The 22,602-nt window shown below is 73.2% G+C and carries 23 protein-coding genes; 12 read left to right on the forward strand and 11 right to left on the reverse strand.

The window, feature by feature from the left end:
* Positions 1–4 precede the first annotated feature (4 nt).
* Positions 5–826 (forward strand): DUF1295 domain-containing protein, encoded by an 822-nt coding sequence (locus R4Z63_RS31815; RefSeq protein ID WP_384446507.1) that lies wholly within the window; start codon positions 5–7, stop codon positions 824–826.
* A gap of 75 nt (positions 827–901) precedes the next feature.
* Positions 902–1,609 (forward strand): alpha/beta hydrolase, encoded by a 708-nt coding sequence (locus R4Z63_RS31820; RefSeq protein WP_052030247.1) that lies wholly within the window; start codon positions 902–904, stop codon positions 1,607–1,609.
* Here R4Z63_RS31820 and R4Z63_RS31825 read toward each other — a convergent pair whose 3' ends face one another.
* The gene (locus tag R4Z63_RS31825; protein ID WP_384446505.1) at positions 1,610–3,748 is read right to left on the reverse strand and encodes an MMPL family transporter; all 2,139 of its coding nucleotides are present in this window, start codon (positions 3,746–3,748) and stop codon (positions 1,610–1,612) included.
* Between the two features lie 268 nt (positions 3,749–4,016).
* Here R4Z63_RS31825 and R4Z63_RS31830 point away from each other — a divergent pair, with 268 nt between their 5' ends.
* The 3 genes from R4Z63_RS31830 to R4Z63_RS31840 all read left to right on the forward strand — a co-directional run bounded on the left by R4Z63_RS31830 (position 4,017) and on the right by R4Z63_RS31840 (position 6,519).
* On the forward strand, positions 4,017–4,631 hold the full coding sequence (locus R4Z63_RS31830) for a dihydrofolate reductase family protein (protein ID WP_384446503.1): 615 nt from the start codon (positions 4,017–4,019) through the stop codon (positions 4,629–4,631).
* 3 nt (positions 4,632–4,634) lie between these two features.
* Entirely contained in the window at positions 4,635–5,918 is a 1,284-nt protein-coding gene (locus tag R4Z63_RS31835; RefSeq protein ID WP_384446501.1) for a ClC family H(+)/Cl(-) exchange transporter, read from the forward strand.
* A gap of 85 nt (positions 5,919–6,003) precedes the next feature.
* The gene (locus R4Z63_RS31840; RefSeq protein WP_384446499.1) at positions 6,004–6,519 is read left to right on the forward strand and encodes an SRPBCC family protein; all 516 of its coding nucleotides are present in this window, start codon (positions 6,004–6,006) and stop codon (positions 6,517–6,519) included.
* Positions 6,520–6,553: 34 nt separating this feature from the next.
* Here R4Z63_RS31840 and R4Z63_RS31845 read toward each other — a convergent pair whose 3' ends face one another.
* The 3 genes from R4Z63_RS31845 to R4Z63_RS31855 form a co-directional block, all read right to left on the reverse strand.
* On the reverse strand, positions 6,554–9,721 hold the full coding sequence (locus R4Z63_RS31845) for a tetratricopeptide repeat protein (protein ID WP_384446497.1): 3,168 nt from the start codon (positions 9,719–9,721) through the stop codon (positions 6,554–6,556).
* Positions 9,722–9,777: 56 nt separating this feature from the next.
* Positions 9,778–10,308 carry a hypothetical protein gene (locus R4Z63_RS31850; protein ID WP_384446495.1) on the reverse strand — a complete coding sequence of 177 codons (531 nt, stop codon included), beginning with the start codon at positions 10,306–10,308 and terminating at the stop codon, positions 9,778–9,780.
* A 397-nt stretch (positions 10,309–10,705) separates the two neighbouring features.
* Positions 10,706–11,251, reverse strand: a complete 546-nt coding sequence (locus R4Z63_RS31855) for a hypothetical protein (RefSeq protein WP_236647498.1) — start codon at positions 11,249–11,251, stop codon at positions 10,706–10,708.
* A gap of 285 nt (positions 11,252–11,536) precedes the next feature.
* Between R4Z63_RS31855 and R4Z63_RS31860 the strand changes: the two genes are divergently transcribed.
* Positions 11,537–12,604: an MBL fold metallo-hydrolase gene (locus R4Z63_RS31860; protein WP_384446493.1), complete on the forward strand. Its 1,068-nt coding sequence runs from the start codon at positions 11,537–11,539 to the stop codon at positions 12,602–12,604.
* Positions 12,605–12,612: 8 nt separating this feature from the next.
* On the opposite strand, the gene R4Z63_RS31865 is transcribed toward R4Z63_RS31860, so the two are convergent.
* A complete protein-coding gene (locus R4Z63_RS31865) occupies positions 12,613–13,140 on the reverse strand; it encodes an NUDIX hydrolase family protein (protein ID WP_037917524.1) in 528 nt (175 codons plus the stop codon).
* Between the two features lie 231 nt (positions 13,141–13,371).
* On the opposite strand from R4Z63_RS31865, the gene R4Z63_RS31870 reads away from it, so the two are divergent.
* Positions 13,372–14,592, forward strand: coding sequence for a cytochrome P450 family protein (locus R4Z63_RS31870; protein ID WP_384446491.1), 1,221 nt, complete (start codon positions 13,372–13,374; stop codon positions 14,590–14,592).
* An 86-nt stretch (positions 14,593–14,678) separates the two neighbouring features.
* On the forward strand, positions 14,679–15,632 hold the full coding sequence (locus R4Z63_RS31875) for a helix-turn-helix transcriptional regulator (protein WP_384446489.1): 954 nt from the start codon (positions 14,679–14,681) through the stop codon (positions 15,630–15,632).
* Positions 15,633–15,654: 22 nt separating this feature from the next.
* On the opposite strand, the gene R4Z63_RS31880 is transcribed toward R4Z63_RS31875, so the two are convergent.
* The 5 genes from R4Z63_RS31880 to R4Z63_RS31900 all read right to left on the reverse strand — a co-directional run bounded on the left by R4Z63_RS31880 (position 15,655) and on the right by R4Z63_RS31900 (position 18,566).
* A complete protein-coding gene (locus R4Z63_RS31880; protein ID WP_037917530.1) occupies positions 15,655–16,023 on the reverse strand; it encodes an STAS domain-containing protein in 369 nt (122 codons plus the stop codon).
* Between the two features lie 344 nt (positions 16,024–16,367).
* A complete protein-coding gene (locus R4Z63_RS31885; protein WP_384446487.1) occupies positions 16,368–17,171 on the reverse strand; it encodes a peptidoglycan recognition protein family protein in 804 nt (267 codons plus the stop codon).
* Positions 17,172–17,309: 138 nt separating this feature from the next.
* On the reverse strand, positions 17,310–17,558 hold the full coding sequence (locus R4Z63_RS31890) for a DUF8825 domain-containing protein (RefSeq protein WP_384446485.1): 249 nt from the start codon (positions 17,556–17,558) through the stop codon (positions 17,310–17,312).
* 193 nt (positions 17,559–17,751) lie between these two features.
* Entirely contained in the window at positions 17,752–18,162 is a 411-nt protein-coding gene (locus R4Z63_RS31895; RefSeq protein ID WP_384446483.1) for a hypothetical protein, read from the reverse strand.
* Positions 18,159–18,566 (reverse strand): hypothetical protein, encoded by a 408-nt coding sequence (locus tag R4Z63_RS31900; RefSeq protein WP_491522620.1) that lies wholly within the window; start codon positions 18,564–18,566, stop codon positions 18,159–18,161. The genes R4Z63_RS31895 and R4Z63_RS31900 overlap by 4 nt, the downstream gene beginning before the upstream one ends.
* Before the next feature lie 107 nt (positions 18,567–18,673).
* Here R4Z63_RS31900 and R4Z63_RS31905 point away from each other — a divergent pair, with 107 nt between their 5' ends.
* From R4Z63_RS31905 to R4Z63_RS31915, 3 genes are read left to right on the forward strand one after another with little or no spacing between them, the layout of a single operon-like run.
* Positions 18,674–19,351, forward strand: coding sequence for a helix-turn-helix transcriptional regulator (locus R4Z63_RS31905; protein ID WP_384446479.1), 678 nt, complete (start codon positions 18,674–18,676; stop codon positions 19,349–19,351).
* Positions 19,352–19,383: 32 nt separating this feature from the next.
* Positions 19,384–19,914 (forward strand): DUF3291 domain-containing protein, encoded by a 531-nt coding sequence (locus R4Z63_RS31910; RefSeq protein ID WP_384446477.1) that lies wholly within the window; start codon positions 19,384–19,386, stop codon positions 19,912–19,914.
* Positions 19,915–19,962: 48 nt separating this feature from the next.
* Positions 19,963–20,379: a response regulator gene (locus tag R4Z63_RS31915; RefSeq protein ID WP_157840185.1), complete on the forward strand. Its 417-nt coding sequence runs from the start codon at positions 19,963–19,965 to the stop codon at positions 20,377–20,379.
* A gap of 409 nt (positions 20,380–20,788) precedes the next feature.
* On the opposite strand, the gene R4Z63_RS31920 is transcribed toward R4Z63_RS31915, so the two are convergent.
* Positions 20,789–21,910: a nucleotide disphospho-sugar-binding domain-containing protein gene (locus R4Z63_RS31920; RefSeq protein ID WP_037917541.1), complete on the reverse strand. Its 1,122-nt coding sequence runs from the start codon at positions 21,908–21,910 to the stop codon at positions 20,789–20,791.
* Between the two features lie 382 nt (positions 21,911–22,292).
* Here R4Z63_RS31920 and R4Z63_RS31925 point away from each other — a divergent pair, with 382 nt between their 5' ends.
* Positions 22,293–22,538, forward strand: a complete 246-nt coding sequence (locus R4Z63_RS31925) for a protealysin inhibitor emfourin (protein WP_037917544.1) — start codon at positions 22,293–22,295, stop codon at positions 22,536–22,538.
* Positions 22,539–22,602: the final 64 nt, after the last annotated feature.

A 22,602-nucleotide genomic window follows, 5' to 3' on the forward strand; every position in this document is an offset into this window, starting at 1 on the left:
GGCCGTGAACGGCACCGCCTGGGGCCCGTTCGGCACCAACCTGGCGGTCGCGGCAGCCGTCTCGGCGGCCGTACTGCTCGTCGCGTTCGCCGTCGGAACACGCCTGCGCCTGCACCGCGTCGTCGACGTCGCCTGGGGTGTCGCCTTCAGCGCCGTCGCCGTCGCGACCTACGTCCTCTCCGCCGGGCAGGGAGACCCCGTCAGACGGCTGCTCGTCGCCGCGGCAACCATCCTGTGGGGGCTGCGGCTGTCGGCGCACATCGCACGGCGCGCCCGCGGCCACGGGGAGGACCCGCGCTACACCGCGCTCCTGGACAAGGCACCCGGAAACCGGACCTGGTACGCCCTGCGCACCGTGTACCTCCTCCAGGCCGCGCTGGTCTGGCTCGTCTCCCTGCCCGTCAAGGCCGCCTCGTACGCGGCGGCCCCGGTGGGCGTGCTCGGCGCACTCGGACTGGCCCTGTGGGCCGCAGGACTGTGCTTCGAGGCCGTGGGCGACCACCAGCTGGCCCGGTTCAAGGAGGACCCGGCCAACCGGGGCCGCATCATGGACCGGGGGCTGTGGGGCTGGACCCGCCATCCCAACTACTTCGGCGACAGCCTCGTCTGGTGGGGCCTGTACCTGTTCGCCTGCACCAGCGTGTCCTCGGCGCTGCTGAGCCTGGTTTCCCCGGTCCTCATGACGGCCCTGCTGACGGTCGGCAGCGGCAAGCGGCTGCTGGAGAGACACATGGCCGACCGCCCCGGTTACGCTGAGTACGCCGCCCGCACCAGCGGATTCCTTCCGCTCCCGCCCCGCCACCACTCCTCGAAGCCCAGGAGGTGACGTGTGGACCCTTCGCCCGAGGCCGCCGACCACCCCGGAGGGGGCGCCCACCGGGTTCGGCCCGTACCGGCCGCCCTGATCCCCGCCCCCGCCCACCGGCTGTCCCAAGGGGTGCCCGCGGCCGTCCTGCTGCTGCACGGCGGTCGGGCGGACGCCCTGCGGCCGCCGCCCCTGCTGAACCTGCCGGCCCTGCGCATGCGACCTTTTGCGACGGCCGTCACGCGCGCCACCGCCCACGCCGGCGTGTTCGTCGCACACGTCCGCTACCGGCACCGGGGCTGGAACGGCCACCACGCGCATCCGGTCGCCGACGTCCGACGCGCCCTGGAGGAGCTCCGTGCCGTCGCCGGACCGGTTCCCGTCGTCCTCGTGGGGCACTCCATGGGCGGGCGTGCGGCCTTGCGTGCCGCAGACGATCCCCAGGTCGAGGGGGTTGTGGCGCTCGCTCCGTGGTGCCCGCCGGCCGAACCGGCCGCCCATCTGCGCGCTCGCACGGTTGTCGCCCTCCATGACGAACACGACCGTGTCACCCGGGCGGCGGACACCTGGGCCTACCTCGAACGCGCCCGGAAGGCCGAAGCCCGGGTCCGCGGCATCAGGATGCCCCGCGGCGGTCACGCCATGATCGGCAACGCCGGCCTGTGGCACCGGATCACGGCCGAAGCCACCGCGGCGCTCCTCGGTATCGCCCCGTTCCCCGGCGGCCTCCCCGGGGGCGACGGTCCGTTCGGTCCGGTGCGAGCCGACGGGAACGCGACCGGCGCGCCGGGGCCGCAGTGGTGATCACCCGGTCCGCGCCGCCGGTGCGGTCCGCGGGCCGACCCGCGTGCCCGGGCGGGCCAGCGCACCGGGCCACCAGACGCGCGGGCCGATGTCGATGATGAGGGCCGGTACCAGCAGGGACCGCACGACGAGGGTGTCCAGCAGGACGCCGAAGGCGACGATGAAGGCGATCTGGACGAGGAACGCCAGCGGAATCACCATCAGCGCGGCGAAGGTCGCGGCGAGGACCACCCCGGCGGAGGTGATGACCCCGCCCGTGGTGACGAGCCCCCGCAGCACGCCCGCACGGGTCCCCAGCGCGAGGCTCTCCTCGCGTACCCGGGACATCAGGAAGATGTTGTAGTCGACGCCGAGGGCGACCAGGAACACGAATCCGTACAGCGGTACGGAGGCGTCCGTGCCGCTGAAGCCCAGCAGGTGTCCGAAGACGAGCGCGGACACCCCCAGGGTGGCGAGGAAGTTCAGTGCGACCGTCGCCACCAGCAGGACGGGCACGAGCACGGAGCGCAGGAGCGCGACGAGGATGAGCAGGATGATGCCGAGGACGACCGGGACGATGACGGCGCGGTCACGGGCCGAGGTCTGCTGGGTGTCGAACTGCTGGGCGGTGTAGCCCCCGACGAGCGCGTCGGCCTCCGGCACCGCGTGCACGCGCTCCCGCAGCCGCTGGACCGTCCTCTTGGCGGCGTCGCTGTCGGTCGCCGCGTCCAGCGTGGCATCCAGACGGACGCGGCCGTCCACGACGAGCGGAGCCCCCGGGCCCGGCCTGCCGCCACCCGCGGTGAAGGGTGCGACCGAGGCGACCCCGTCGGTGCCTTCGGCGGCCACCCGTACCTCGGCGGCCCGGTCGGCGTTCACGATGACGACGGCGGGATTGCCCGAGCCGCCGGGGAAGTGCCGGGCCAGCGTCTGCTGGGCGCCCACCGAGGGCGCGTCGTTCACGAAGATCTCGTCCAGGGGCACGCCCTTGGCGGACAGCGCGGGGGAGAAGCCGGCCAGCACCACCAGCAGGACGGAGGTGGAGACCCACACGCGGCGGGGAGAGCGGTCGATCAGGGCGGCGATCCGGCGCCACACGCGGTGCCCCTCGGCCGAGGCATCGGCCGGGCCGGGCATGGCCGGCCAGTACGCGGTGCGGCCCAGCAGGACCAGGACGGCCGGCAGGAAGGTCAGCGAGCTCAGCACCGCGCAGACGATCCCGATGGCGCCGACGGGCCCGAGTGCCCGGTTGTTCGTCAGGTCGCTCGCCAGCAGGGCCAGCAGTCCCAGGGCCACGGTCGCCGCACTGGCGGTGACCGCTCCGGCCGACCGGCGCACGGCTGCCGCCGCGGCGTGCGCCCGGTCGCCGCGTACGGCGAGCTCCTCCCGGAAGCGCGCGGCGACCAGCAGGGCGTAGTCGGTCGAGGCGCCGATCACGAGGATCGACAGGATTCCCTGCACCTGGCCGTCCACGCGGACGGCGCCCCGGGCCGCCAGCGCGTAGACCACCGCGCAGGCCAGGCCCAGCGCGAACACCGCGCTGATGATGATCACCAAGGGCAGCAGCACACTGCGGTAGACCAGCAGCAGGATCAGCAGGACCGCTCCCAGGGCCACTCCCAACAGCAGCCCGTCGATCCCCGCGAACGCCTCGGACAGGTCCACCTGGGTGGCCGCCGGACCGGCGATCCCGACCGAGGTGCCCGGCACCCGCTGCGCCGCCTGCCGCACCTCGTCCAGGACCGCCGGGAGCTCCTCGCCGAGGTCGGGCGCGAGCGGTACGACGGCCTGCAGGGCCCGCCCGTCGGCGGAGACGACGGGCGGTGAGGGCGTGGTGGCGATCCCGGGCCGTCCCACGAGGTCCCCGACCGCCCGAGCGGCCGCCTCCTGCTGCCCGACGGTCACCCGGGGCCCGTTCGCCGTCCACACCACGACGGCGGGTACGGACTGCGCTTCCTCGAAGGCCCCGCGGGCTTCGAGGACCCGCGTCGACTCGGCGCTGCGCGGCAGGAACGCCGCCTGGTCGTTCGTGGCGACCTCGCGGAGCTTGCCCGCGTACGGTCCCAGCGTTCCACCGATGCCGAGCCATACAACCAGCAGGGCGAGCGGAACGATCCAGCGGGCCCGGCGCGATGCCTTTGCGCGCGGTGTCTTTCTCAACGAGAGTCCTTGGCCGTGATGGGTGGAGGTCGGGCGAACAGCGTCCGTGCCCGGGGGTCCGCGGCGGCGGCCCCTCATCCCCACTTCCGGCCGAGGGTCCGATCGGGTTGCAGTTCCCGGCCGCCGATCCGCAGTCGCACGCCGTCGGCGGGGTCCGCAAGCGGTCGACGCAGCCGCCGTGCGGGTGAATGCACCGGGTACAGACCCCCGCGTGCCCTTGGATGGGCCCGTACGCGGACGGACCGACCACCAGCTCCCGGAGACCGGCATGAGGAAGATCAAGGCGCAGTTGTTCATTTCGCTCGACGGTGTCGTCGAGGCGCCCGACCGCTGGCACTTCCCCTACTTCAACGACGAGATGGGCGCCGCCGTGGATGCCACCCTGGGCCGGGCCGACACCCTGCTGCTCGGGCGCAGGACGTACGACAGCTTCGCGGGCGCCTGGCCGCAGCGGGAGGTGGAGGGCGGGGAGGACGCGCCGTTCGCCAAGGTGCTGGGTGACGCGCGCAAGATCGTGGTGTCGAACAGCCGGCTCGACTTCACCTGGCGCAACTGCGAACAGCTCGGCGGCGCCCTCGCCCCCGCCGTCGCCGCCCTGAAGGAGCAGCCGGGGACGGACACGCCGGTATGGATCAGCGGCTCGGTCTCCGTCGTGCGCCAGCTGATCGCCGCCGGGCTGCTGGACGAACTGAACCTCCTGCTGCACCCGATCGCCGTACGCGGCGGCATGCGCCTGTTCGACCAGGAGCCCACAGCGGTGCCGCTGGAGCTGGTGTCCGCCGAGACCTTCCGCACCGGTGTGCTGAACCTCTTCTACGCCGTGGCTCCCGCACCCGGCGGGGCGACGTACGAGGACGCCAAGACCCACCTGCCCCAGCACTGAGCCATGGCATCCGGGCGGAGGTGGGGAGACGGCCGCGCCTTCCTGGTGGCGGCGCTGGCGGGGGGTCTGGTCGGGCTGGTCGGCGGCGCGTTCCGGTGGTGCCTGGAACACGCCGACCTGCTGCGCACCTCGGTCGTGGAGGAGGCCGCCGCACTGGGCGGGGCCGGCCGGTTGCTCCCCGTCGCCCTCACCGCGGCGGGCGCGGCGGCGGCCTGTGCGATCGCCCTGCGGGTACCGCACGCCGCGGGCAGCGGCATCCAGCACGTGGAGGCCGTGTGGCGGGGGGAGTCCCAGGGCCACCCGGCCCGGCTGCTACCCGCGAAGTTCGCGGGCGGAGTCGTCGGGATCGGCTCGGGCCTGGTCCTGGGACGGGAGGGACCGATCGTCCACATGGGTGCCGCCATCGGAGCCGTGGCGGGCCGCCGCGGCCGGCTGGACGCCGGCGACGCCCGCATGCTCCACACCGCGCTGGGCGGGGCCGGTCTTGCGGTGGCCTTCACCGCCCCGCTGGGCGGGCTGCTGTTCGTCTGCGAAGAGGTGACCGGCACGGTGCGGCCCCGCCTGGTGCTGCTGACGATCGTCGGCACCGTCACCGCGGTGTCCGTCTCCCAGCTGATCGTGGGCGACGGGCTGGTCCTTCCCATGCCGGCCGTTCCCGCCCCGCCGCTGTGGATGCTCCCGGTCTTCCTCCTGTGTGGGGTGACGGCCGGGGCACTGGGCGCCGGGTACAGCGCCCTGGTCGTGGGGACTCTGGAGGTGTGCGACCGGCTCACCCAGGTGCCCCTCGTGGTCCGGGCCGCCGTGATCGGGGCCCTGGTCGGCGCCCTGATGGCCTTCGACCCGCTCCTCACGGGCGGCGGCGACCAGCTGAGCGAGCGCCTGCTGGCGGGCGGGAGCCTGACCGGCGCGGCGCTGGTGGTCTGCCTCGTCGTGCGCTTCGTGGCCGGCCCGCTCAGCTACGCTGCCGCGACTCCCGGCGGGCTGTTCGCACCGCTGCTGGCCCTGGGAGCCCTGTGGGGGACGCTCACCCACGCGGCCGCCTTCCCCCTGCTGCCGGCCGGCACGGCGGGTCCCGCCGCGTTCGCGGCCGTGGGGATGGCCGCCGTCTTCACCGCCGTGGTGCGGGCACCGCTCACCGGCGTCGCCCTGGTGACGGAGATGACCGGCACCGGCGCGCTTCTGCTGCCGCTGCTGACGGCCTGCTTCGCCGCGGCGGTGACGGCGGACCGGCTGGGGAGCGCACCCCTCTACGACACTCTTCGCCGCCGCATGCTGGGACGGGCCTGACGGGTGCGGGGGCCGGCTGGAGAGGGGCCCGCCGGACCCGTGCCGCGAGGCGGCCGCTACCGTCGTGCTCCGAGGAGGGAGCCACATGCCCCGTACGTTCAGCGTCCACGACACCGTCTTCGTCGCCGCCGACCCGTCGACGGTCTACCAGCACGTCGCCGACCCCGCCCTGATGGGGCGTTGGAGCCCGGAGAACCTCGGCGGGACCCCGGTCGACGGGCCGGGCACCCGGACCCGGGTCGGCATGGCCTTCGACGGCCGCAACAAACGCGGCCCGCTGCGCTGGACGACCCGCTGCACGGTGACGGCCGCCGACCCGGACCGGCTGTTCCGGTTCAGGGTCCACGCCATAGGCTTCCGCCGCCCGTGGCTGCCCGGCCCGATCGCCACCTGGGAGTACCGCTTCGCCGCCGTGCCCGGGGGCACCGAGGTGACCGAGACGTGGACCGACGACCGCCGGAGCTGGCCCGATGCGGTGGCCAACACGTTCGACCGGATCGCGACGAGGGGACACACCTTCGCCGAGTTCCAGCGGAAGAACATCCGGACGACCCTGCGCAACCTGAAGTCACAGCTGGAGGCCCGCTCCACCGCTGCCTGACACCTCGGCAGCGGCGGTCGGACCGATCCGATCCTCAGCTTCTCTTGGGGGCGTGATCGATGCGGGGGTCTTCAGGGGCGCCCCGCGCAGCGGAGGCGGCGGCGTGGTGCGCGGCGGCGGACTGCGTCAGGGGATCGTCCTCGCCCAGGACAGAGGTGCTGAGGATGAGGACCTTCCGGTAGAGCCGGAGGGCCTTGCCCAGGTGTCCAAGCGCGTGGTGGGCGAGGGCCAGGTTGTGGGCGGTCGTGAGGAAGTCGATGTGCCCGGGGCCGAGGAGACGTTTCTGCGCGCGGAAGGCGGCTTTCAGCAGGGGGAGGGCGCGCTCGGGGTCTCCCGCCTCCAGGCGGGCGAGCGCGAGGTGGGAAGCGGACGTGAGGGTCTGGGCGTCGTGCTCGCCGAGCGTGCGGCTGTGGGAGGCGTGGATCCGTTCGCACAGCAGGGCGACCTGGGCCGCGTTCCCCGCCTCCCGGTGGGCCGATGCCAGTCCGTGGAGGGAGTCGACCGTGCGGGGATGGTCCTGGCCCAGCGTGCGGATGTTCGTGGCGACGGCCTGCTCCAGGAGGGGTATCGCCCGGCCGGGGTTTCCCGCCTCCAAGTGCGCGGCCGCCAGGTTGTGGCGGGTGGCGGCAAGGTGCGGGTGGTCCTCGCCCAGCGCGCGCACGCTCTCGGCGAGGGTGTGTTCGAGCAGGGCGATCGCCTTGTTTTCTGCCCCTTGCCCCCCTTGGAGGAGAGCGAGGTTGTTCCGGGCGTTGAGGGTGTCGGGGTGGTTCGGGCCGAGTACACGCAGCCTGTCGTCGAGGACCTGGGTGCAGAGCAGGATCGCCCGGTCGAGGTCTCCCGCCGCCCGGTGTGCCCCGGCCAGACTCTCGCGGGCGGTGAAGGTGTCGGGGTGGTCCTCTCCCAGGACCCTCAGCCGGTCCTCCAGGACGCGCGCGCTGAGCGGGATCGACCGCTCGGTGTCCCCGGCCTCGGTGTAGGCGTCGGCGAGGAGGCCCTGGGCGGCAAGCGTGTGCGGATCGTCCTCGCCGAGGACGCGCATCCGGTCTTCGACCACCTGCTCGTATTCCTCGATCGCCCGGCCTGGGTTTCCGGACGCCAGGTGGGCGGAGGCGAGGTTGGAACGGGTGGCGAGGGTGTGCGGATGGTCCTCGCCCAGGGCCCGCTCCTGGCGTCGGCGGAGCCGTTCGTACAGCGGGACGGCTCTGGCCGGGTCTCCTGCCGCCTGGGCGGCCTGGGTGAGGATGATGCGGGCGGCCTGGGTGTCGGGGTGGTCCTCCCCGAGCACCCGGGCGCTGATGGCGGCGTTCCGCGTCTGTAGTTCCAGCGCCCGGTCGAAGTGCCCGGCCGCCAGGTAGGCGGTTGCCAGATGGGAACGGACCATGATGGTGGCGTAGTGCGCTTCACCTCCCAGGCGGAGACTGTCGGCGAGGGCCTGCTCGATCATGGCCGTCGCCCGGTCCACCTCCCCGGCCTCCAGGCGGACCACCGCGAGATTGACCTGGGCTCCGATGCTGAGCGGATGATCCCTGCCCCTGTGCCGCACGGTCGCCGCGACGGCCCGCTCGGACAGGGCGACGGCCCCGGCCAGGTCACCGATCGCGAGCCGGGTGGCGGCGAGGTTGTTGACGATGTCGGAGGTGTCCGGATGGTCCGGGCCCTGGCTGCGCTCCCGATACGCGAGGGCTCGTTCGAGGTGCGGGACCGCCCGGCCCGCCAGCCCCTGGCCGTGGAGGTAGCCCCCCGCCTGGTTGAGCAGTGCCGCCATCTGCGGTGAGTCATCGGCGGTCGGCGTGTTGCTCGCCAGGGCATCGATGTGCGGGATCAGGCTGCGCCACTGTGGCCACAAGGCCGGGTCCCGCCAGGACAGGGGGATGACGTCCTCGTGCAGGGCGAGGGTCGCGTGGATGCGGGCCATCTCGATGAGCACCGGGTCGCGGTGGGGGTCGGCGGGATCGGGTGTGCGGGTCAGCCCCTGCACGAGACGGTGCATGCCGAGGGTGCGGGTGGCCGGGGCGACATCGATCATGCTGTACGCGTTCAGGAGGCCGACGGCGTCGGCGACCTGGCGAGGCGTGGGCATCGACTCGAAGGGATGGTCGGGAATGCGGTCAAGGAGGCCGACGGGGATGCGATCGGGGCCGTACCAGGCCAGGGCGCGCAGGACGCGGGCCGCGTACGGCTGGAGTTCGCTGATCCGGTCCAGCGTCACGCGCCAGACGCGGGCGACGGTGCGCTCGGCGGAGGTGCGGCCCTCGCCTCCCTGTTGATAGGTCCCGGCCGGGTCCTCGCGCAGGAGGCCGACGTAGTTGCTTGGGGTGAGGAGTGGGTTCTGCGCCAGGTAAGCGGCCGCCTGGACCACCGCGAGGGGCAGATGGCCGAGTTCGGCGCACAGCTCGGCGGCGCCGTCCAGGTCCCGGGGCCCGGCTGCGGTGGTGGCGCGAGTGAGCAGGGTCAGGGACTCGGCCGGGTCCAGGACGTCGAGTCGGATGACGGTGGTGGCGGTGGTCCACACCGTGGCGAGCCGGCTGGTGATCAGGAAGCGGCCGCCGGGGGCGCGCGCGAGCAGTGCGGCGATGTCAGCCGGGTCGGTGACGTTGTCCAGGACCAGCAGCCAGCCAGTGTGTCCCGCAAGCCATTGGAGGGCGTACTCGGCCAGGGCTGCCGTGGTGAGCACCTTGGCCAGGGCCGGCTGCAGTGCTACGGCCAGGGCGGCGAGCCCCTGCTCGACGCCGGCGGGACTGTCGGCGGTGATCCACCGGACCGGCCTCAGCTTGTGGGAGTGGGCCCGGGTGGCCACCCAGTGGGCGGCCAGGGCGCTCTTTCCGACTCCACCGAGTCCGTGCACCGCCTGCAGGCGCACCTGTCCTGACCCTTTCAACGCCGCGTCCAGGGCCTGCAGTTCGGATTCCCTGCCCACGAAGTGACCGGGCAGGTAGGGCAGATCGTCCATGCCCCGCGGGGCCTTCACCTTGGCCGCCGCCCGCAACACCTCGGGAGGCAGCAGCACGCTGGAATGGTCGTTGTAGATACCCGAGACCGCGATGCCGCCGTTGTCGGCGACAGCGTTCCCGGACCCTGTCACCTGTTGGGCGGGGGGCGACGAGGGGATGTCCCCCGTCACGCGCACCCCTTCGACGGCGGTGCCCCGGGCCAGGCTGCGCCCGCCCCCGTCACGTCGCCTGCCCCAGTGCCATTTCGCCATGGCCGCTCCCGATCCCTCGCCTCGTCGCTCCCCGGCCTTCGGACGGTGTCCGGTGCCTAGGCGCCTCGTGGATCATGGCGGGAATCAGTGATGCCGCTGACGGCGCGGGAGCCCGGGCCGGTGGCCTGCGCGTCCCCGGTGTTCACCGCGCGCGCCGGCCGCCCGCCCACTCCGCCGGTGCGCTCGACACCGGTCACGGCGTGGCCCCCGTCCGTGGCCGTGGCCTTTCCGGTGGACACGGCCAGGTCGCCCTCGAGGAGGGCGCCACAGCGAAGCAGCGCCCGCAGCTCGTCGGCCACGCGCTGCTGATCCTGCGGGTCCGCGTTCTCCAGCAGGGACTCAAAGCGCCCCTGCCACATGCCGCTCTGCCGGTCACGCTCCCGCTCCGGGTCCGCGGACGCGCCGGCTTCCAGCGCCCGGGAGGTCCGGTCCAGCCGTTCCAGCTCGGCCCGCTCCCGCTGCTCGTCGCCGCGCCCGAAGAGCCCCGCCACCCGGCGCCGTACTCCGTCCCAGGCGTCCGTCCCGGCAGCCTGTACGACCGCGCCGCCACCCGCGGCGGCCAACGCTGTCAACGTCTCGACCAGCACCGTTCTCCCCCTTGTGTGACGGGCCGGCCCCAGGGGGGCCGACCGCGCGAAAAGACAGCGCAACCACCCTAGAGATCCCATGGATCTTCTGGGGGAGAACGCCGGAATCCGGCGGGAACGGCGTCCGACCCGGCCGCCAGGAGCTCCGGGCCTGCCTGGAGACCGAAGGATGGGGGCCTGCGTGATGTCGTGAGCAGGTGCTGGGTTCTGCCCTCTTCGTGGGGTGGAACCCCGGTGGAGGATGGTCGTGACGCGTAGGTTCCGGTCCAGTGCCCAGTGGCGCGAGACGTCCGCCGAGGGCGGCCCATGGGCCGCCCTCTACGGGCCACGCGCCTGTCGCTCCCACGGTGTGGCCGCTACCGGGCAGCGGTCCGCCAGGGCACGGGTCGGGACCCGTTCAGCCGGACAGCTCGGCCCGCCACTCGCGGGGCCACTGTCCCGGCGGCGGGGGAGCGCCTTCGATGCCGAGGTCGCGCCGCGCACTCTCGTAGAAGGCGTCACGCGCCGCGCTCGCCATCCGGTGCGCCCTGGTCCACATCTCGCCGTCGACCGAGTCCTCCCGGATCAGCAGCTGTATGGTCCAGATCGTCTCGTGCCAGCGCCGTGCCGCCGCAACCGTCGCCGCGTCACCCACGAGGAGGACGGCCTCCCACTCCGTCGCACGGTGCGACTCGGCGTCCGCGAGCAGCGGCAGACCGTCGGCCGGTGCCAACGGGTCGACCACGTCGGAGTATCCGAGAGAGGCGCCGATGCGCTGGGTGAGGCGGAGCTGTGCCTTCAAGGCGTTGGCGTAGCGGCCGTACGTCTCGAAGCGCTTCTCGTCCCACCGCTCCTCCCGCTGCCGTCTCCACCGGCGGCGCTCGGTCAGCGTCTGGACGGCGTAGGAGCCGAACGAGCCGACCACGACCCCGATGAGTGCGGGCAGTTGATCGAGCAGTGCCACAGTCCCTCCCCGAACCGTCCACCTGGCGTGCCGCGTTGAACGGGCCGCGACGGTCAGCTCCCTACCCACCGGCGGTACGTGGCACCGCTGACGGGTGCCGGTGCTTTCCGGTCTCGACGGTGCCCCTTCCGGCCCGGCCGTGCGCCCGCCGGGGAACCCCACGGCCGGTACGCCACGTGGGTGCCCGTGCGGCGCACCCGCCGCGGCGGGAGACTGGTCCTGCACGGTCGGCGGAAGCGGCCGCGGCCCCGCCCCGCCCGGCCCGAACGGACCGAGGGAGGATCCATGACCGCGCTCGGAGACCTGATCGGGATCGACGACAGGACCGTACTGGTCCTCGGCCGGGAGCTCGATCTCGCACACGGTCGGCCGGACGTCGCCAACGCCCTCGTGCACCGGGCCGGTGACACCCTGGTGCTGGTGGACACGGGCGTCACGACGGCGTTCCGCGCCGCGCTGCGCGCGGCGGCCGACCGGGTCGGACCCTGGTCCCGGGCGGTCGTGCTGACCACGCACGGCCACCCCGACCACATCGGCAACAACGACCTGGCCGACGAACTGGGCGTGCCCGTCCAGCACTGCGTCCCCGCCCGCGACCTGGACCAGATGCGGGACCCGGAGTCCTACTGGCTGCGGTCCTTCGAGCGCATCGCCTGGGCGGTGCCGCTGCCGCCGGCCCGACTGGCCGCCGAGGTGGTGGCGCTCTTCGCGCCGCTGCGGCCCTTCGCCGCGGTGACCCGGACCTACGAGGAGCGGCCGCCGGAGCTGATCCGCATCGGCTCACGGCGCTTCACCGGCTGGACCTTCGCCGACGGGTCCGTCCGCGTCCTGCGCAGCCAGGGCCACTGCGCCGGGCACGTGATCGTGCACCTGCGGGACTGCGGGGTCCTCCACCTGTCCGATGAGGGGAACGGCGCCTGCGGTGCGATGTACGACGCCGACCAGCTCAAGATCCAGAGTGTGCTCGGCGCCGTCGCCGGCCTCTTCGAGGAAGGGGAGGCCACGATCCTCACCGACGGCCACAGCTTCGCCCTGCGCCGCGGAGCCGAGGCGGTGTCCCACCTCGACGGACTGCTGGAGCAGGCCATGGCCCTCCAGGGCGCGGCACTCGGCCTCACCGGCGGGGACGGGCCGGTCCGCCCGAGCACGTTCACCACCCGCTACGCGCGGGCCATCGCCGAGCGCCGAGTGGGCGGCGCCAACCCCAATCCGGTGTTCACCGCCATGATGGCGCTCAACGCGCTCGGCGAGCTCGGCCTGCGCCCGGATTCCGGCGCCGACGCCGGCGCCGACGCGCCCTGGTCCCGCCCGTACCGCCCGATCCCGCCCCGCCCCGGTGACCGCGGCGCGTAGGGACGGCCTCAGTAGGCGCGTCCCACGTGCGCCAGGGCCTGCTTCAGCAGCACCGCGTGGCCCCCCGGCATCTCGCCCTGCACGGCGGCCGAGCACGCCTCCTCCGGGCTGAACCACACCAGGTCCAGGGCGTCCTGCCGCGGACGGCAGTCACCCGTGACCGGTACGACGTAGGCGAGGGAGACCGCGTGCTGGCGGGGGTCGTGGAAGGGAGTGATCCCGGCCGTCGGGAAGTACTCGGCCACCGTGAACGGCTGGAGCGAGGCCGGCACCTGAGGAAGGGCCACCGGCCCCAGATCCTTCTCCAGGTGGCGCAGCAGCGCGTCGCGGACCCGTTCGTGGTGCATGACGCGGCCGGACACCAGCGTCCGGCTGATGGTCCCGTCCGGGCCGATCCGCAGGAGCAGCCCGACGCTGGTGACTTCGCCGGTGTCGTCCACGCGCACGGGAACGGCCTCGACGTACAGGATCGGCATCTGGGCCCTGGCCGCGTCCAGCTCGTCACGGGTCAGCCAGCCTGGCGTAGTTTCGGTCATGTCAGCCATTTCTTGATCATACTTTCCGGAGTGGTCCTTGGCCCAGATCACGCGTGCATCGGAAATCGACGGGCCATCAGCATGCCCTTGACGGCGAAAAGTCGACGCACCGACGCCACGCCCGTCACGACTGGTTACCGCTCGTCCGCATGACCGAAAAGCTGCATTCGTGGAGACTCGGACGCATATCCTCCTTGCCCATGGCAGGGGCGTCGTATTCCTGGGCGCACGATGAGTGAGCGGCCGGTCCTTCTTCCCTATGCCGACCCGGCTTTCCTCGCGGACCCCTTCCCGCTGTACCGGGAACTTCGCGAGGAAGGCCCCGTACGCCGCGTCGTCGCCGCGGGCGGGCTGGAGGCCTGGCTCGTCACCCGCTACGAGGACGGACTTGCCGCCCTTTCGGACCCCCGTCTCAGCAGCGACGTACGCGACGCCTCGGACCCCCGGCTCCTGGCCCAGCTGCCCGCGACCGATCGGGAGTCGATGCTGAGCAACATGCTCCGCAGCGACCCGCCCGACCACACCCGCCTGCGCCGCCTGGTCTCGACGGCGTTCACCGCCCGCCGAGTCGCGCAGATGCGGCCCCGGATCCAGGACATCACCGACCGCCTCCTGGACGGGATCGCCCCGGCCGGCCGCGCCGACCTCGTCGCGGACTTTGCGCTGCCGCTGCCCGTCGCCGTCATCGGCGAACTGCTCGGCGTACCGGCGGACGACCGGCACGACTTCCAGCACTGGACCGACCGCATGATCATGCGCGGCGGGGAGCCGCCGGACCCCGCCGCGGTGGACGAGGCCTGGCGGCACATGCGCGCCTACGTGACCGACCTCATCCGGGACAAACGCGCCCGCCCGCGAGGCGATCTGCTCAGTGCCCTGATCGCCGCCCGGGACGAGGAACGCAGGCTGAGCGAGGACGAGCTCATCGCGATGGTCTTCCTGCTGCTCGCCGCCGGCTACATCACCACGGTCAACCTGATCGGTGGCGGCATCGCCATGCTGCTCGCCCACCCCGACCAGCTCGACCTCCTGCGCGGCGACCCCGGTCTCCTGGGCAGCGCGATCGAGGAGTTCCTGCGCTACGACGGGCCGGTCAGTCCCGGCATCGCCCGCTTCGCCCGCGTGGACGCGGAGATCGCGGGGACGATCGTCCCGCGCGGTGCGACCGTCCTCATCGCCTCGGCCATCGCCGACCGCAACCCGGCCCGGTTCCCCGACCCCGACCGCCTGGACATCACCCGCCAGGACAACGCCCACCTCGCCTTCGGCCACGGCGTCCATTACTGTCTCGGCGCGCCGCTGGCCCGGTTGGAGGGGCAGGTCGCGATCGGCACCGCGCTGCGTCGGCTCCCCGAACTCGCCCTGGCCGTGGAGCCGCAGGAGATCCGCTGGCGCCCGGGTGGTCTGCGCGGTCCCTTGAGCCTCCCGGTGACCTTCCGCCCCGTCACGTAGACGGTCCGGTCGGCGGGGCACGGCATACTGGGGGAGCCCGCCGTCGGCAGCCGTGCCGATGAGCGGGTGGGGCGCGGGAGGGCCCGATGACGAACCTCTTCTTCGAGAGCGGGAACCTGGAGGCCACCGAAGCCTTCCTGTCCGCCGCCTACACCCCCATGCAGATCGGCGGGCGTCCCACGGACACCCGCGTCCGGATCTCCCGCACCGCAGTCGGCGGACTGAGCGTCGACCGGGTGTCCTTCGGCTACACGATGGGCTACGACGCGGGCTGCCTGGGCAAGGTGTGCCTGGTGACGATGCACAGCGGGACCATCGTGGACACCACCGGGGGCCGCGAGGAGGTCTTCGGGCCCGGCGAGACCTTTCTCATCGCCCCCCACGACCGCCCGTACGCGGGGCAGGTCCGCGAAGCCCGGTACACGATCACCATGTTCGATCCCCGCCTGCTGGGGCGGGTCGCCTCCGTTCCGCGTGGCGGGGAGGTACGGATCACCGGGCCCCGGGCCGTCGGCCCCGCCGAGAACCGGCGGCTCGGCGCGGCCGTCGCCTACCTCCGCGACCACGTCCTCGACGACAGCGCCGCATCGGCCGACCCGGACGCGCTGCTGGTCTCGACGGCCGCCCAGCACCTGGCGGCCACGGTGCTGAACACGCTGCCGAACACCGCCCGGGCGGACCGGCCGGGCCCGCGCGACACCCGCGACGCGCACAGCGACACCCTGCGCCGCGCCGTCGCGTTCATCGAGGCCAACGCTCACCGCGACATCACGCTCGCCGACATCGCCGCCTCGATCCCTGTCACTCCGCGCGCGGTGCAGTACGCCTTCACCCGCCACGCCGGTACGACGCCGCTCGGTCATCTCCGCCGGGTCCGGCTGGCCCGTGCCCATGCCGAGCTCCGGTCCGCCGACCCGTCGGGCTCCGCTACCGTTGCGGGCATTTCCGGACGCTGGGGCTTCGCCCACCAGGGCCGCTTCGCCGCTGCCTACCGCCAGGAGTACGGTGTCGCGCCCTCGGTCACGCTCAGGTCCGGCTGAGCGGGCGGAGTCGAGGCCGCGGTCACGGTACCGGCCCCGCGCCGGGCGCGTCGGAGACGGAGACGTCGAACACCTCGTCGGCGCCCGTGACGCGCAGCAGGCGGTGGAACTGCGGGGCGGGGTCGGCGAGCGTCAGCGTTCGCCCGTGAGACTCGCACAGTGAGCGCGCGTGGAGCAGGGCGTTGAGGCCGGTGGAGTCGCAGAAGTCGAGGCGCGAGAGGTCGACGACCACCCGCGTCGGAGCACCGGCGGCGGTGCAGGCTTCCCGGAGTGCCGCGAGGAAGGGCTCGACGTGGTCGAGGTCCATATCGCCGGTGAGGGTGATGACGCTGCGGTCGGCCCGGGTGGCGAGCGTGACGCTGTGCGGACCGCGGGCGGCCAGGGGGTTCATCTCGTTCCTGCCTTCGGGTGCACGGGCGGACCTCGGCGGTGACCGCAAGGGCCGACGCTATCCGGGCCGGCGGGCGCGTACAGCCTCGTGGACGAAGCCGTGGACGTGTTCGTTCTGCGGACAGGCCCTGGCCGCGCCGTGGCGTCCGCCGCACCACGCGGATCCGTGTGGCGCCGTGCGCCGCGCCTGTCCTACGTACGGGTCGGACGGGTTTCCCGGGTGCGTACCGGCAGGCGCGGCAGCCCCGAGGCCTTCCCGGTCCGCCCGGCAGCCTGCCGCTCGCGGTATCGCCGTGTGCGATCGGGCCGGCTCCCCCGTCGGACCGTTTCTTGGAAGACGCTCCGTCAGGGGAGTAGGCCCGCGGGCAGGTATTCCCCGAGCGTGGCGGACGGCCGGTCGGTGATCTGGCGCACCAAGTCCCACACCGGATCCTCCGCCTCCGGCTGCGACAGGGGCGTGCCGAGGCGGGTGGCGACCTCCTTGCGGAGGGTCGGCAGCAGGGCGTACAGACGGTCGCCGGGGCAGGACGTGGCGTTGAAGTCGCGGTGGCCGTAGATCTCCGACGCAGGCAGGCCGTACTGGCTGCAGACCCGGGCGCACAGGTCCGCCAGCGCCGCGAACTGCGCCGCGGGAGGGGCCTGGGAGGTGTACGTGCCCTCGTTCTCGATGCCGATCGACACCGTGTTCTGTCCGACGCAGTGCGCCGCGCGCACCTGGCGCCTGCCGGTGTTCAGCTCCGCGAGGCTGTGGTGGCGGCCCTCCAACACGAAGGCGCCGCGGCTGATGGTGAAGTGCTGACCGGTGTCGATCCAGCCCTGCGCGTTCATGTGATAGTTCTGGATCGCCTTGGCCAGGGCGTAGGCGCGCTGCTGGGAATAGTCGGTGACGTTCGCCGTCGCCGTGTGGTGGACCACGATCCGCTCGGGGCGGTTGGCGAGGACGACGACGGGTTCGGAAGCGGCCCGCGCCCCCCAGGTGGTGCAGGCGATGACGTTCGGGCCGGCGGCCGAGTATGCGGGCCCGGCCGCGGCCACGGGCAGTGCCGCCGCGCCGGCCAGGGCGAAGGCGCCCGTGAGGAGTGACCGGCGGGTGTAGCCGGCCGCGGCGGCGGCCGGGGCTGCTGCCCGGTGGGGCGAGGGGAGGGTCATACGGTGCCCGTTTCCGTAGGAGGCTGCCCATTCAAGGGAGCCCGGCCGCACGTGCCGCGCAGACACACCGGACAGCCACCGGACTCTCCCCGACCGGCCGCCGCGCCGCCCCGCCCCGGCGTCCGGGCGCGGGCATCGTCAGGCCGCCTCGCGATGCGTCCGGGCCTGCCCGCGCGCGGTCCGCCGCAGCTCGACGCCGCCGTCCCGCCAGCCGGCCGGAGCGGGCCAGTGCGGATGGGCGCACAGCCGGCCGGACAACGCGATCAGCCGCCGCCGCAGCAGGGTGGTCCCGCCGCCGGCGGCCACCTGCGCGAGCTCGGCATACGTACGCAGCCACGCCTCCTGGAGCGCGACGAGATCATCGGGGAATCGGGGCGTAGGTCTCACCCCTCTATTGCAACACATGTTCGATTCAATGGGCGAGTGCCATGCGGGCCGTCCCCTCCGTCACGCTCCCCGGTGTCCGGTGCCACCGAACTTTGACCGCTTGCCATCCCATCGCGACGGACGCGAGTTTGTATCATCCGAGATTGATCGCGCTGGTCGGATGCTGCGTGCACAGCCGGCCTCGCGCCACCGCTCACGACAGGTCGTCGCGGCCCAGCCACGCCGGCTTGACCGGTACGCCGTCCGCGTACCGCTCGACCTGCCCGACCGACTCGCCAGGTGACGTGACGGGCTCGCTCGACACCTCCACGGGTTCCGGGACAGCGGGCGCGGCAGAGTCCTCCAGCACCTCCGCCACCGTGAACCGCGTGACGAACGACTGCCACGCCCCGTCAACGACGAGGAGGAATCCGTCGCTCTCTCGAAGGAGCCGACGACGCCTGGGGCTTCTGGGGTGCTCGGGAGTGTGGCTCCGCGCCCGCCGTTCCAGCTCTGTGAGCGCCTCCGCTCGGGATCCGGAGATGTGCGCCACCACGTGCGCCTCTGTGTGCTTGCGCTCGCCGACACCCACGGTCGTCTCGATGACCAGTCCCCATATCGTCATACTCCCCACCCCTTCGCGCTTGTGTGTGACTCTCCACGGTAGGAGGTGGGCTGGCCCGGCAGGGCCCCCGGGCTGAGAGGCACCTCGGCTTCTCCTGATGATGTCGGCAGGGGCGACGGCGGACAGCTGATCTTGATGTCAATTGTTCCTCTTTTGCGCCAACCGAAATCCCCCTGCCCGTGCAGTGTCGGGTCGATGCCGGCGAAGTGCACGTACGCGGCCTCGGGCGCCGTCTGTGACAGGAATCCGACCGGGAACGCGGCGATCTCGCCGCTGTCGTGTTCGACCAGGAGGCTGGTCGTGGTGAAGTGCTGGAAGTGCAGCCGGGGCAGCAGTAGGGCGCGTTCCGCCGATCCCGCCCCGCCTTTGAAGCCGCCCCACCACGCGTCCAGCACCGCGAGCACCCGCGGATGGTCGTCCTCGACCGCGGTCGGCCGGGAGTGTGACCATCCCGTGGGCCCCCGCTGTCGGCGCTTCTATCTCCGACCCGCGTTGTTTCTAGAATGGCCGGGTGAAGGACATCGATGTGATCGCGGTGCTGCAGGACCCGGTGCGCCGTCGACTGTACGAGTACGTGGCGGCCCAGGGGCACGAAGTGAGTCGCAACGAGGCGGCCGAGGCGACCGGTGTGGCGCGCACGCTCGCCGCGCACCACCTGGACCGGCTGGCCGAGGCGGGCCTGCTGGAGAGCGGGAGCCGCCGCCTGACGGGGCGCTCGGGGCCGGGGGCGGGGCGGCCGGCCAAGGTGTACACACGGGCGCGGGTCGAGCGGTCGGTCTCGCTGCCCGCCCGCGACTATCGCACCGCCGCCGAACTGCTGGCCGAGGCGGCCGAGCAGGCCGGGCTGGACGCGGGGCTCTGCGCTGCCGCGCGCCGCCGGGGCGAGTTGCTGCGCGGGGCGGCGGCGCCCTGCGGGGGCATCGAGGACGCGATGGAACTGCTGGCCGCCCGCGGCTATGAACCGCACCTGGAGGAGGGTGCGGGGGAGGCGGGCCGAGGTGGCGTCGTCCGCATGCGCAACTGCCCGTTCCATGCGGTCGCCGAGCGCTTCCCGCCCCTGGTCTGCGGCATGAACCTCGCGCTGTTGGAAGGGCTGTTCGGCGTCGACGGGCCGGTTCGTGCCCGTATGGACGCCAAGCCGGGGGAGTGCTGCGTGGTGGTCGAAGCTTCTAAAAACAATGAGCATTGACATAGAAAAGGGGGCCGTGCTGGGATGAGGCCATGACCGAACCCGCGCACGCCGCCCACCTCGCCCAGTTCAACGTCGCCACACTCCTGCACCCCCTCGACGACCCGCGCATCGCGCCGTTCGTCGAGCTGCTCGATCCGGTCAACTCCGCCGCCGACGGAGCCCCCGGCTTCGTGTGGCGGCTCGTCGAGGAGGGGGAGGTCGACGCCACCGGTCTGCGTCCGGCGGGGGAGGGCGTCATCGTCAACCTGTCCGTTTGGGAGAGCAGGGAGGCCCTGTGGGACTTCGCCTACCGCAGCGGACACCTGGAGGCGATGCGGCGCCGCCGTGAGTGGTTCGACCGGCACGTCGAGGCGCACCTGGTGCTCTGGTGGATCCCCGCCGGCCGACTGCCCACCGTCGACGAGGCGCTGGAGCGGCTGGACGACCTCCGGGCGCACGGGCCCTCGCCGCGCGCCTTCACCTTCGCCTCCGCCTACACCGAGGCCGAAGCGGCCGAGGCGGACCGGGCGGCCGGGTCGGCCGGGCAACACCGGGCCCCGGTGTCCTCCGCACGGCCCTGAGAACCCTCCCGGGTCGCCCCCCGGCGCGCGGGGAACCACGATGGGAGGGTGATGACGATCCTGGTGGTCGGCGTGCCCGAGGGCGAGCAACTGGAGCTGCTGCGCTCGGGCATCCAGCGCAGCCCGCACTTCCGGGTCGTGTCGCACGCACACGATCCCGCCGTCGCCCTCGCGCACGCCCGCGTCCTACTGCCCGACATCACCGTCCTGTCCCTGCCGGCCGGGCTCGACAGCATCGATTCGGATCCGGCCGTCCTGCGCGTGTTCCGCGGGGTGCGGGATCTGGACCCGCCGAGCGGAGTGGTGCTGCGCACGGCCGCCGACCGGGTGCCCCGCGCGGTGTCCGGACTCACGGCCGAGGGGGCGGTCCACATCGTGCGCGAGGGGGACTTCGACGCCCTGATGCGGGCGCTGCGCACCATCGGGCTGCGGCGGGCCAGTTGCGACCCCGACGGTATGCCCTGACGGCGGGCCGACCGTCCTCCCGCCGGCCGGGCGCCGCCCGGGTGCCCCGCGTAGGGGAAGCCGAGCCCGATGCCGACCGCAGGACGCCGTACCGATGGGCTGGACGATCATTCTCTGCGTACGGTCCCTACGGGGCCTCGGCAGGGGCCGACACCCGCTGACATCCCATCGCACCTCGTGTCCGGCAGCGAGCGAGTCAACGGACAGGCCCCGCGCCGGTGCCGCTCGAAGGCCTGGTGGCGGCCGCGCTGAGGCAGCCGCGGCCGACCGCCCGCCCCGGTCCACCCGGCCGTCCGCGCCCCGGCGGACGGCCGGAGCCCGGACGGCAGGTCCCCGCTCCGGGCTCCAGGCCCCGAGCCGTGGGCTGCTGTCCCGGCGCGCGCGGCTCGCGTGACGCCGGGCGGACGCGTCAGGAGGTGATCAGCGCCTCCAGAGCCGGGACCGTCGCGGCCGGCGTCGGCAGAGCGGCGTTCTCCGCGCGCAGGCGGTCGGCGGCCTCCCGCAGGGCCGGGTCGGAGAGGAGTCGGGTGAGGAGAGCGGTGTCGACGTCGTCGGAGGCGGAGCGTAGGGCGGCCCCGGTCGCGGTGAGGGCGTCGGCGTTGGTGAAGTGGTCGGCGCCCTGGGGGAGCAGCAGCTGGGGCAGGCCGGCCTGGAGGGCGGTGAGCAGGGTGCCGGACCCGCCGTGGTGGATCAGGGCGTCGGACGTGGTCAGCAGTTCGGCGAGCGGGACCCAGGGCAGTGGGCGGACGTTGTCCGGGAGGGTGCCGAGCGGTGCGAGGTCGGCATCGCCCACGGCGAGCAGGAACTCCGCGTCCACCGACGCGGCGGCCTCGACCAGGCGGACGATGGCCCGGACCCCGTCCAGCTCGCTGAGCACCGTGCCCAGGGTGACGGCCACGCGCGGGCGGGGACCGCGGCGGAGCAGCCCGGCGGGGACGAAGCCGCCGCCGTTGTACGGGACGTAGCGCATGCGCAGACCGCCGGGGTCGCCTCCCAGGGAGGCGGGGACGATGTTCAGTGCGGTGGACCGGGCGGGGCCCTCCACCCCGTACGCCTCGTACGTCTCGGTGAAGTGGGCGGCGAGCCGGCCGACCATGTCGTGGCCGGAGGTGACACCGAAGTTCTGGATCACCGAAGGGATCTTGAGCTTGGCCGCGACCAGCGGTGCCGAGGCTTGGAAGGAGTCGTAGACGAGCAGGTCGGCGCCCCAGCCCTCGGCGACCTCCAGAAGACCGTCCACGGTCGGACGGGAGAGGAACGCGAAGCCGCGGGCCGCACGGTCGAGGATCTGGTCGGAGGTCAGGTCGGTGGTGACGTAACGGACTTCCTCCCCCATGGCCTGCTCGAAAACGTCCTGAAGGGTGCGGCCGTCGCCTATCTCGACCACCGGAAAACCTGTCTGGCGCAGCTGCTGAAGCGGCTGCGAGCCGGCGAACAGTACGTCGTGTCCGGCGCCGCGTAAGGCCTGTGCGGTCGGGACCATGGGAAAGAGGTGTCCGGCCGAGGCCGGGCCGGTGAAGAGGATGCGCACGATTTCTCCTTGACCATGTGAGCCGGTCGGGGACGGGCGGTGCGGGCCCGCCCCCGGTTCCATCCGGATGAACTGACGGCAACAGAGGGGGTATTCCCCCAGCAGGATCGAAAACCGGACATTCCGGCCCGGGTTCGGGGCTCCGTCGCCCCGCCCGCCCGGAACTCCCGCGCGCCCTCCCCGCCGAGCGGCTCACGAGGGCTCTCGCGCGGGGAGCGACCGCGCCGACACCCCGCGGGCTCGACCGCCCCGGGGCGGTCCTTTCCGGACGTTCTTACGGTTCGGCGCCCGCTCCGTGACCGTGCTCCGCCGTTCGGGGCATGCGCACCGATGGCTGCGACCGCAGACCGTGTGACGCACCAGCGAACAGGAAGGAACGGCCATGCTGATAACGGTCACCCGCTCCGGAGGCTTCGCCGGGGGCCTGGAGAAGCTCAGCGCGCTCGACACCTCCGGACGTCCTGACGCGGCGGACCTGGAGGAGCTGGCCCAACGGGCCGTCGCTCCCGTGCCCGACGGCTATCGCTACCGGATCACCGTCGACGATGAGGTGCTCGACCTGCAGGACCCCTGCCTGTCGGAGGCTCAGCGGACGCTGATCCGTACGGTCCTCGGCACCGGCGCCTGACCGTCCTGCGAAGGCGCGAAGGCGGCGAGGGCGGCGAGGGCCGGGCGCCGCGCCGCGGGCGCCG

This window comes from Streptomyces sp. PL-29 (assembly GCF_058344425.1).

What these genes read in the sequence shown, in the direction of transcription:
- R4Z63_RS31840 (WP_384446499.1), top strand. Translation starts at nt 6,004, where the DNA reads ATGCCCCGTACGTTCAGCGTCCACGACACCGTCTTCGTCGCCGCCGAC.
- R4Z63_RS31910 (WP_384446477.1), top strand. Translation starts at nt 19,384, where the DNA reads ATGACCGAACCCGCGCACGCCGCCCACCTCGCCCAGTTCAACGTCGCC.
- R4Z63_RS31895 (WP_384446483.1), bottom strand. Translation starts at nt 18,162, where the DNA reads ATGACGATATGGGGACTGGTCATCGAGACGACCGTGGGTGTCGGCGAG.
- R4Z63_RS31870 (WP_384446491.1), top strand. Translation starts at nt 13,372, where the DNA reads ATGAGTGAGCGGCCGGTCCTTCTTCCCTATGCCGACCCGGCTTTCCTC.
- R4Z63_RS31860 (WP_384446493.1), top strand. Translation starts at nt 11,537, where the DNA reads ATGACCGCGCTCGGAGACCTGATCGGGATCGACGACAGGACCGTACTG.
- R4Z63_RS31845 (WP_384446497.1), bottom strand. Translation starts at nt 9,721, where the DNA reads ATGGCGAAATGGCACTGGGGCAGGCGACGTGACGGGGGCGGGCGCAGC.
- R4Z63_RS31835 (WP_384446501.1), top strand. Translation starts at nt 4,635, where the DNA reads ATGGCATCCGGGCGGAGGTGGGGAGACGGCCGCGCCTTCCTGGTGGCG.
- R4Z63_RS31885 (WP_384446487.1), bottom strand. Translation starts at nt 17,171, where the DNA reads ATGACCCTCCCCTCGCCCCACCGGGCAGCAGCCCCGGCCGCCGCCGCG.
- R4Z63_RS31925 (WP_037917544.1), top strand. Translation starts at nt 22,293, where the DNA reads ATGCTGATAACGGTCACCCGCTCCGGAGGCTTCGCCGGGGGCCTGGAG.
- R4Z63_RS31875 (WP_384446489.1), top strand. Translation starts at nt 14,679, where the DNA reads ATGACGAACCTCTTCTTCGAGAGCGGGAACCTGGAGGCCACCGAAGCC.
- R4Z63_RS31865 (WP_037917524.1), bottom strand. Translation starts at nt 13,140, where the DNA reads ATGACCGAAACTACGCCAGGCTGGCTGACCCGTGACGAGCTGGACGCG.
- R4Z63_RS31830 (WP_384446503.1), top strand. Translation starts at nt 4,017, where the DNA reads ATGAGGAAGATCAAGGCGCAGTTGTTCATTTCGCTCGACGGTGTCGTC.
- R4Z63_RS31880 (WP_037917530.1), bottom strand. Translation starts at nt 16,023, where the DNA reads ATGAACCCCCTGGCCGCCCGCGGTCCGCACAGCGTCACGCTCGCCACC.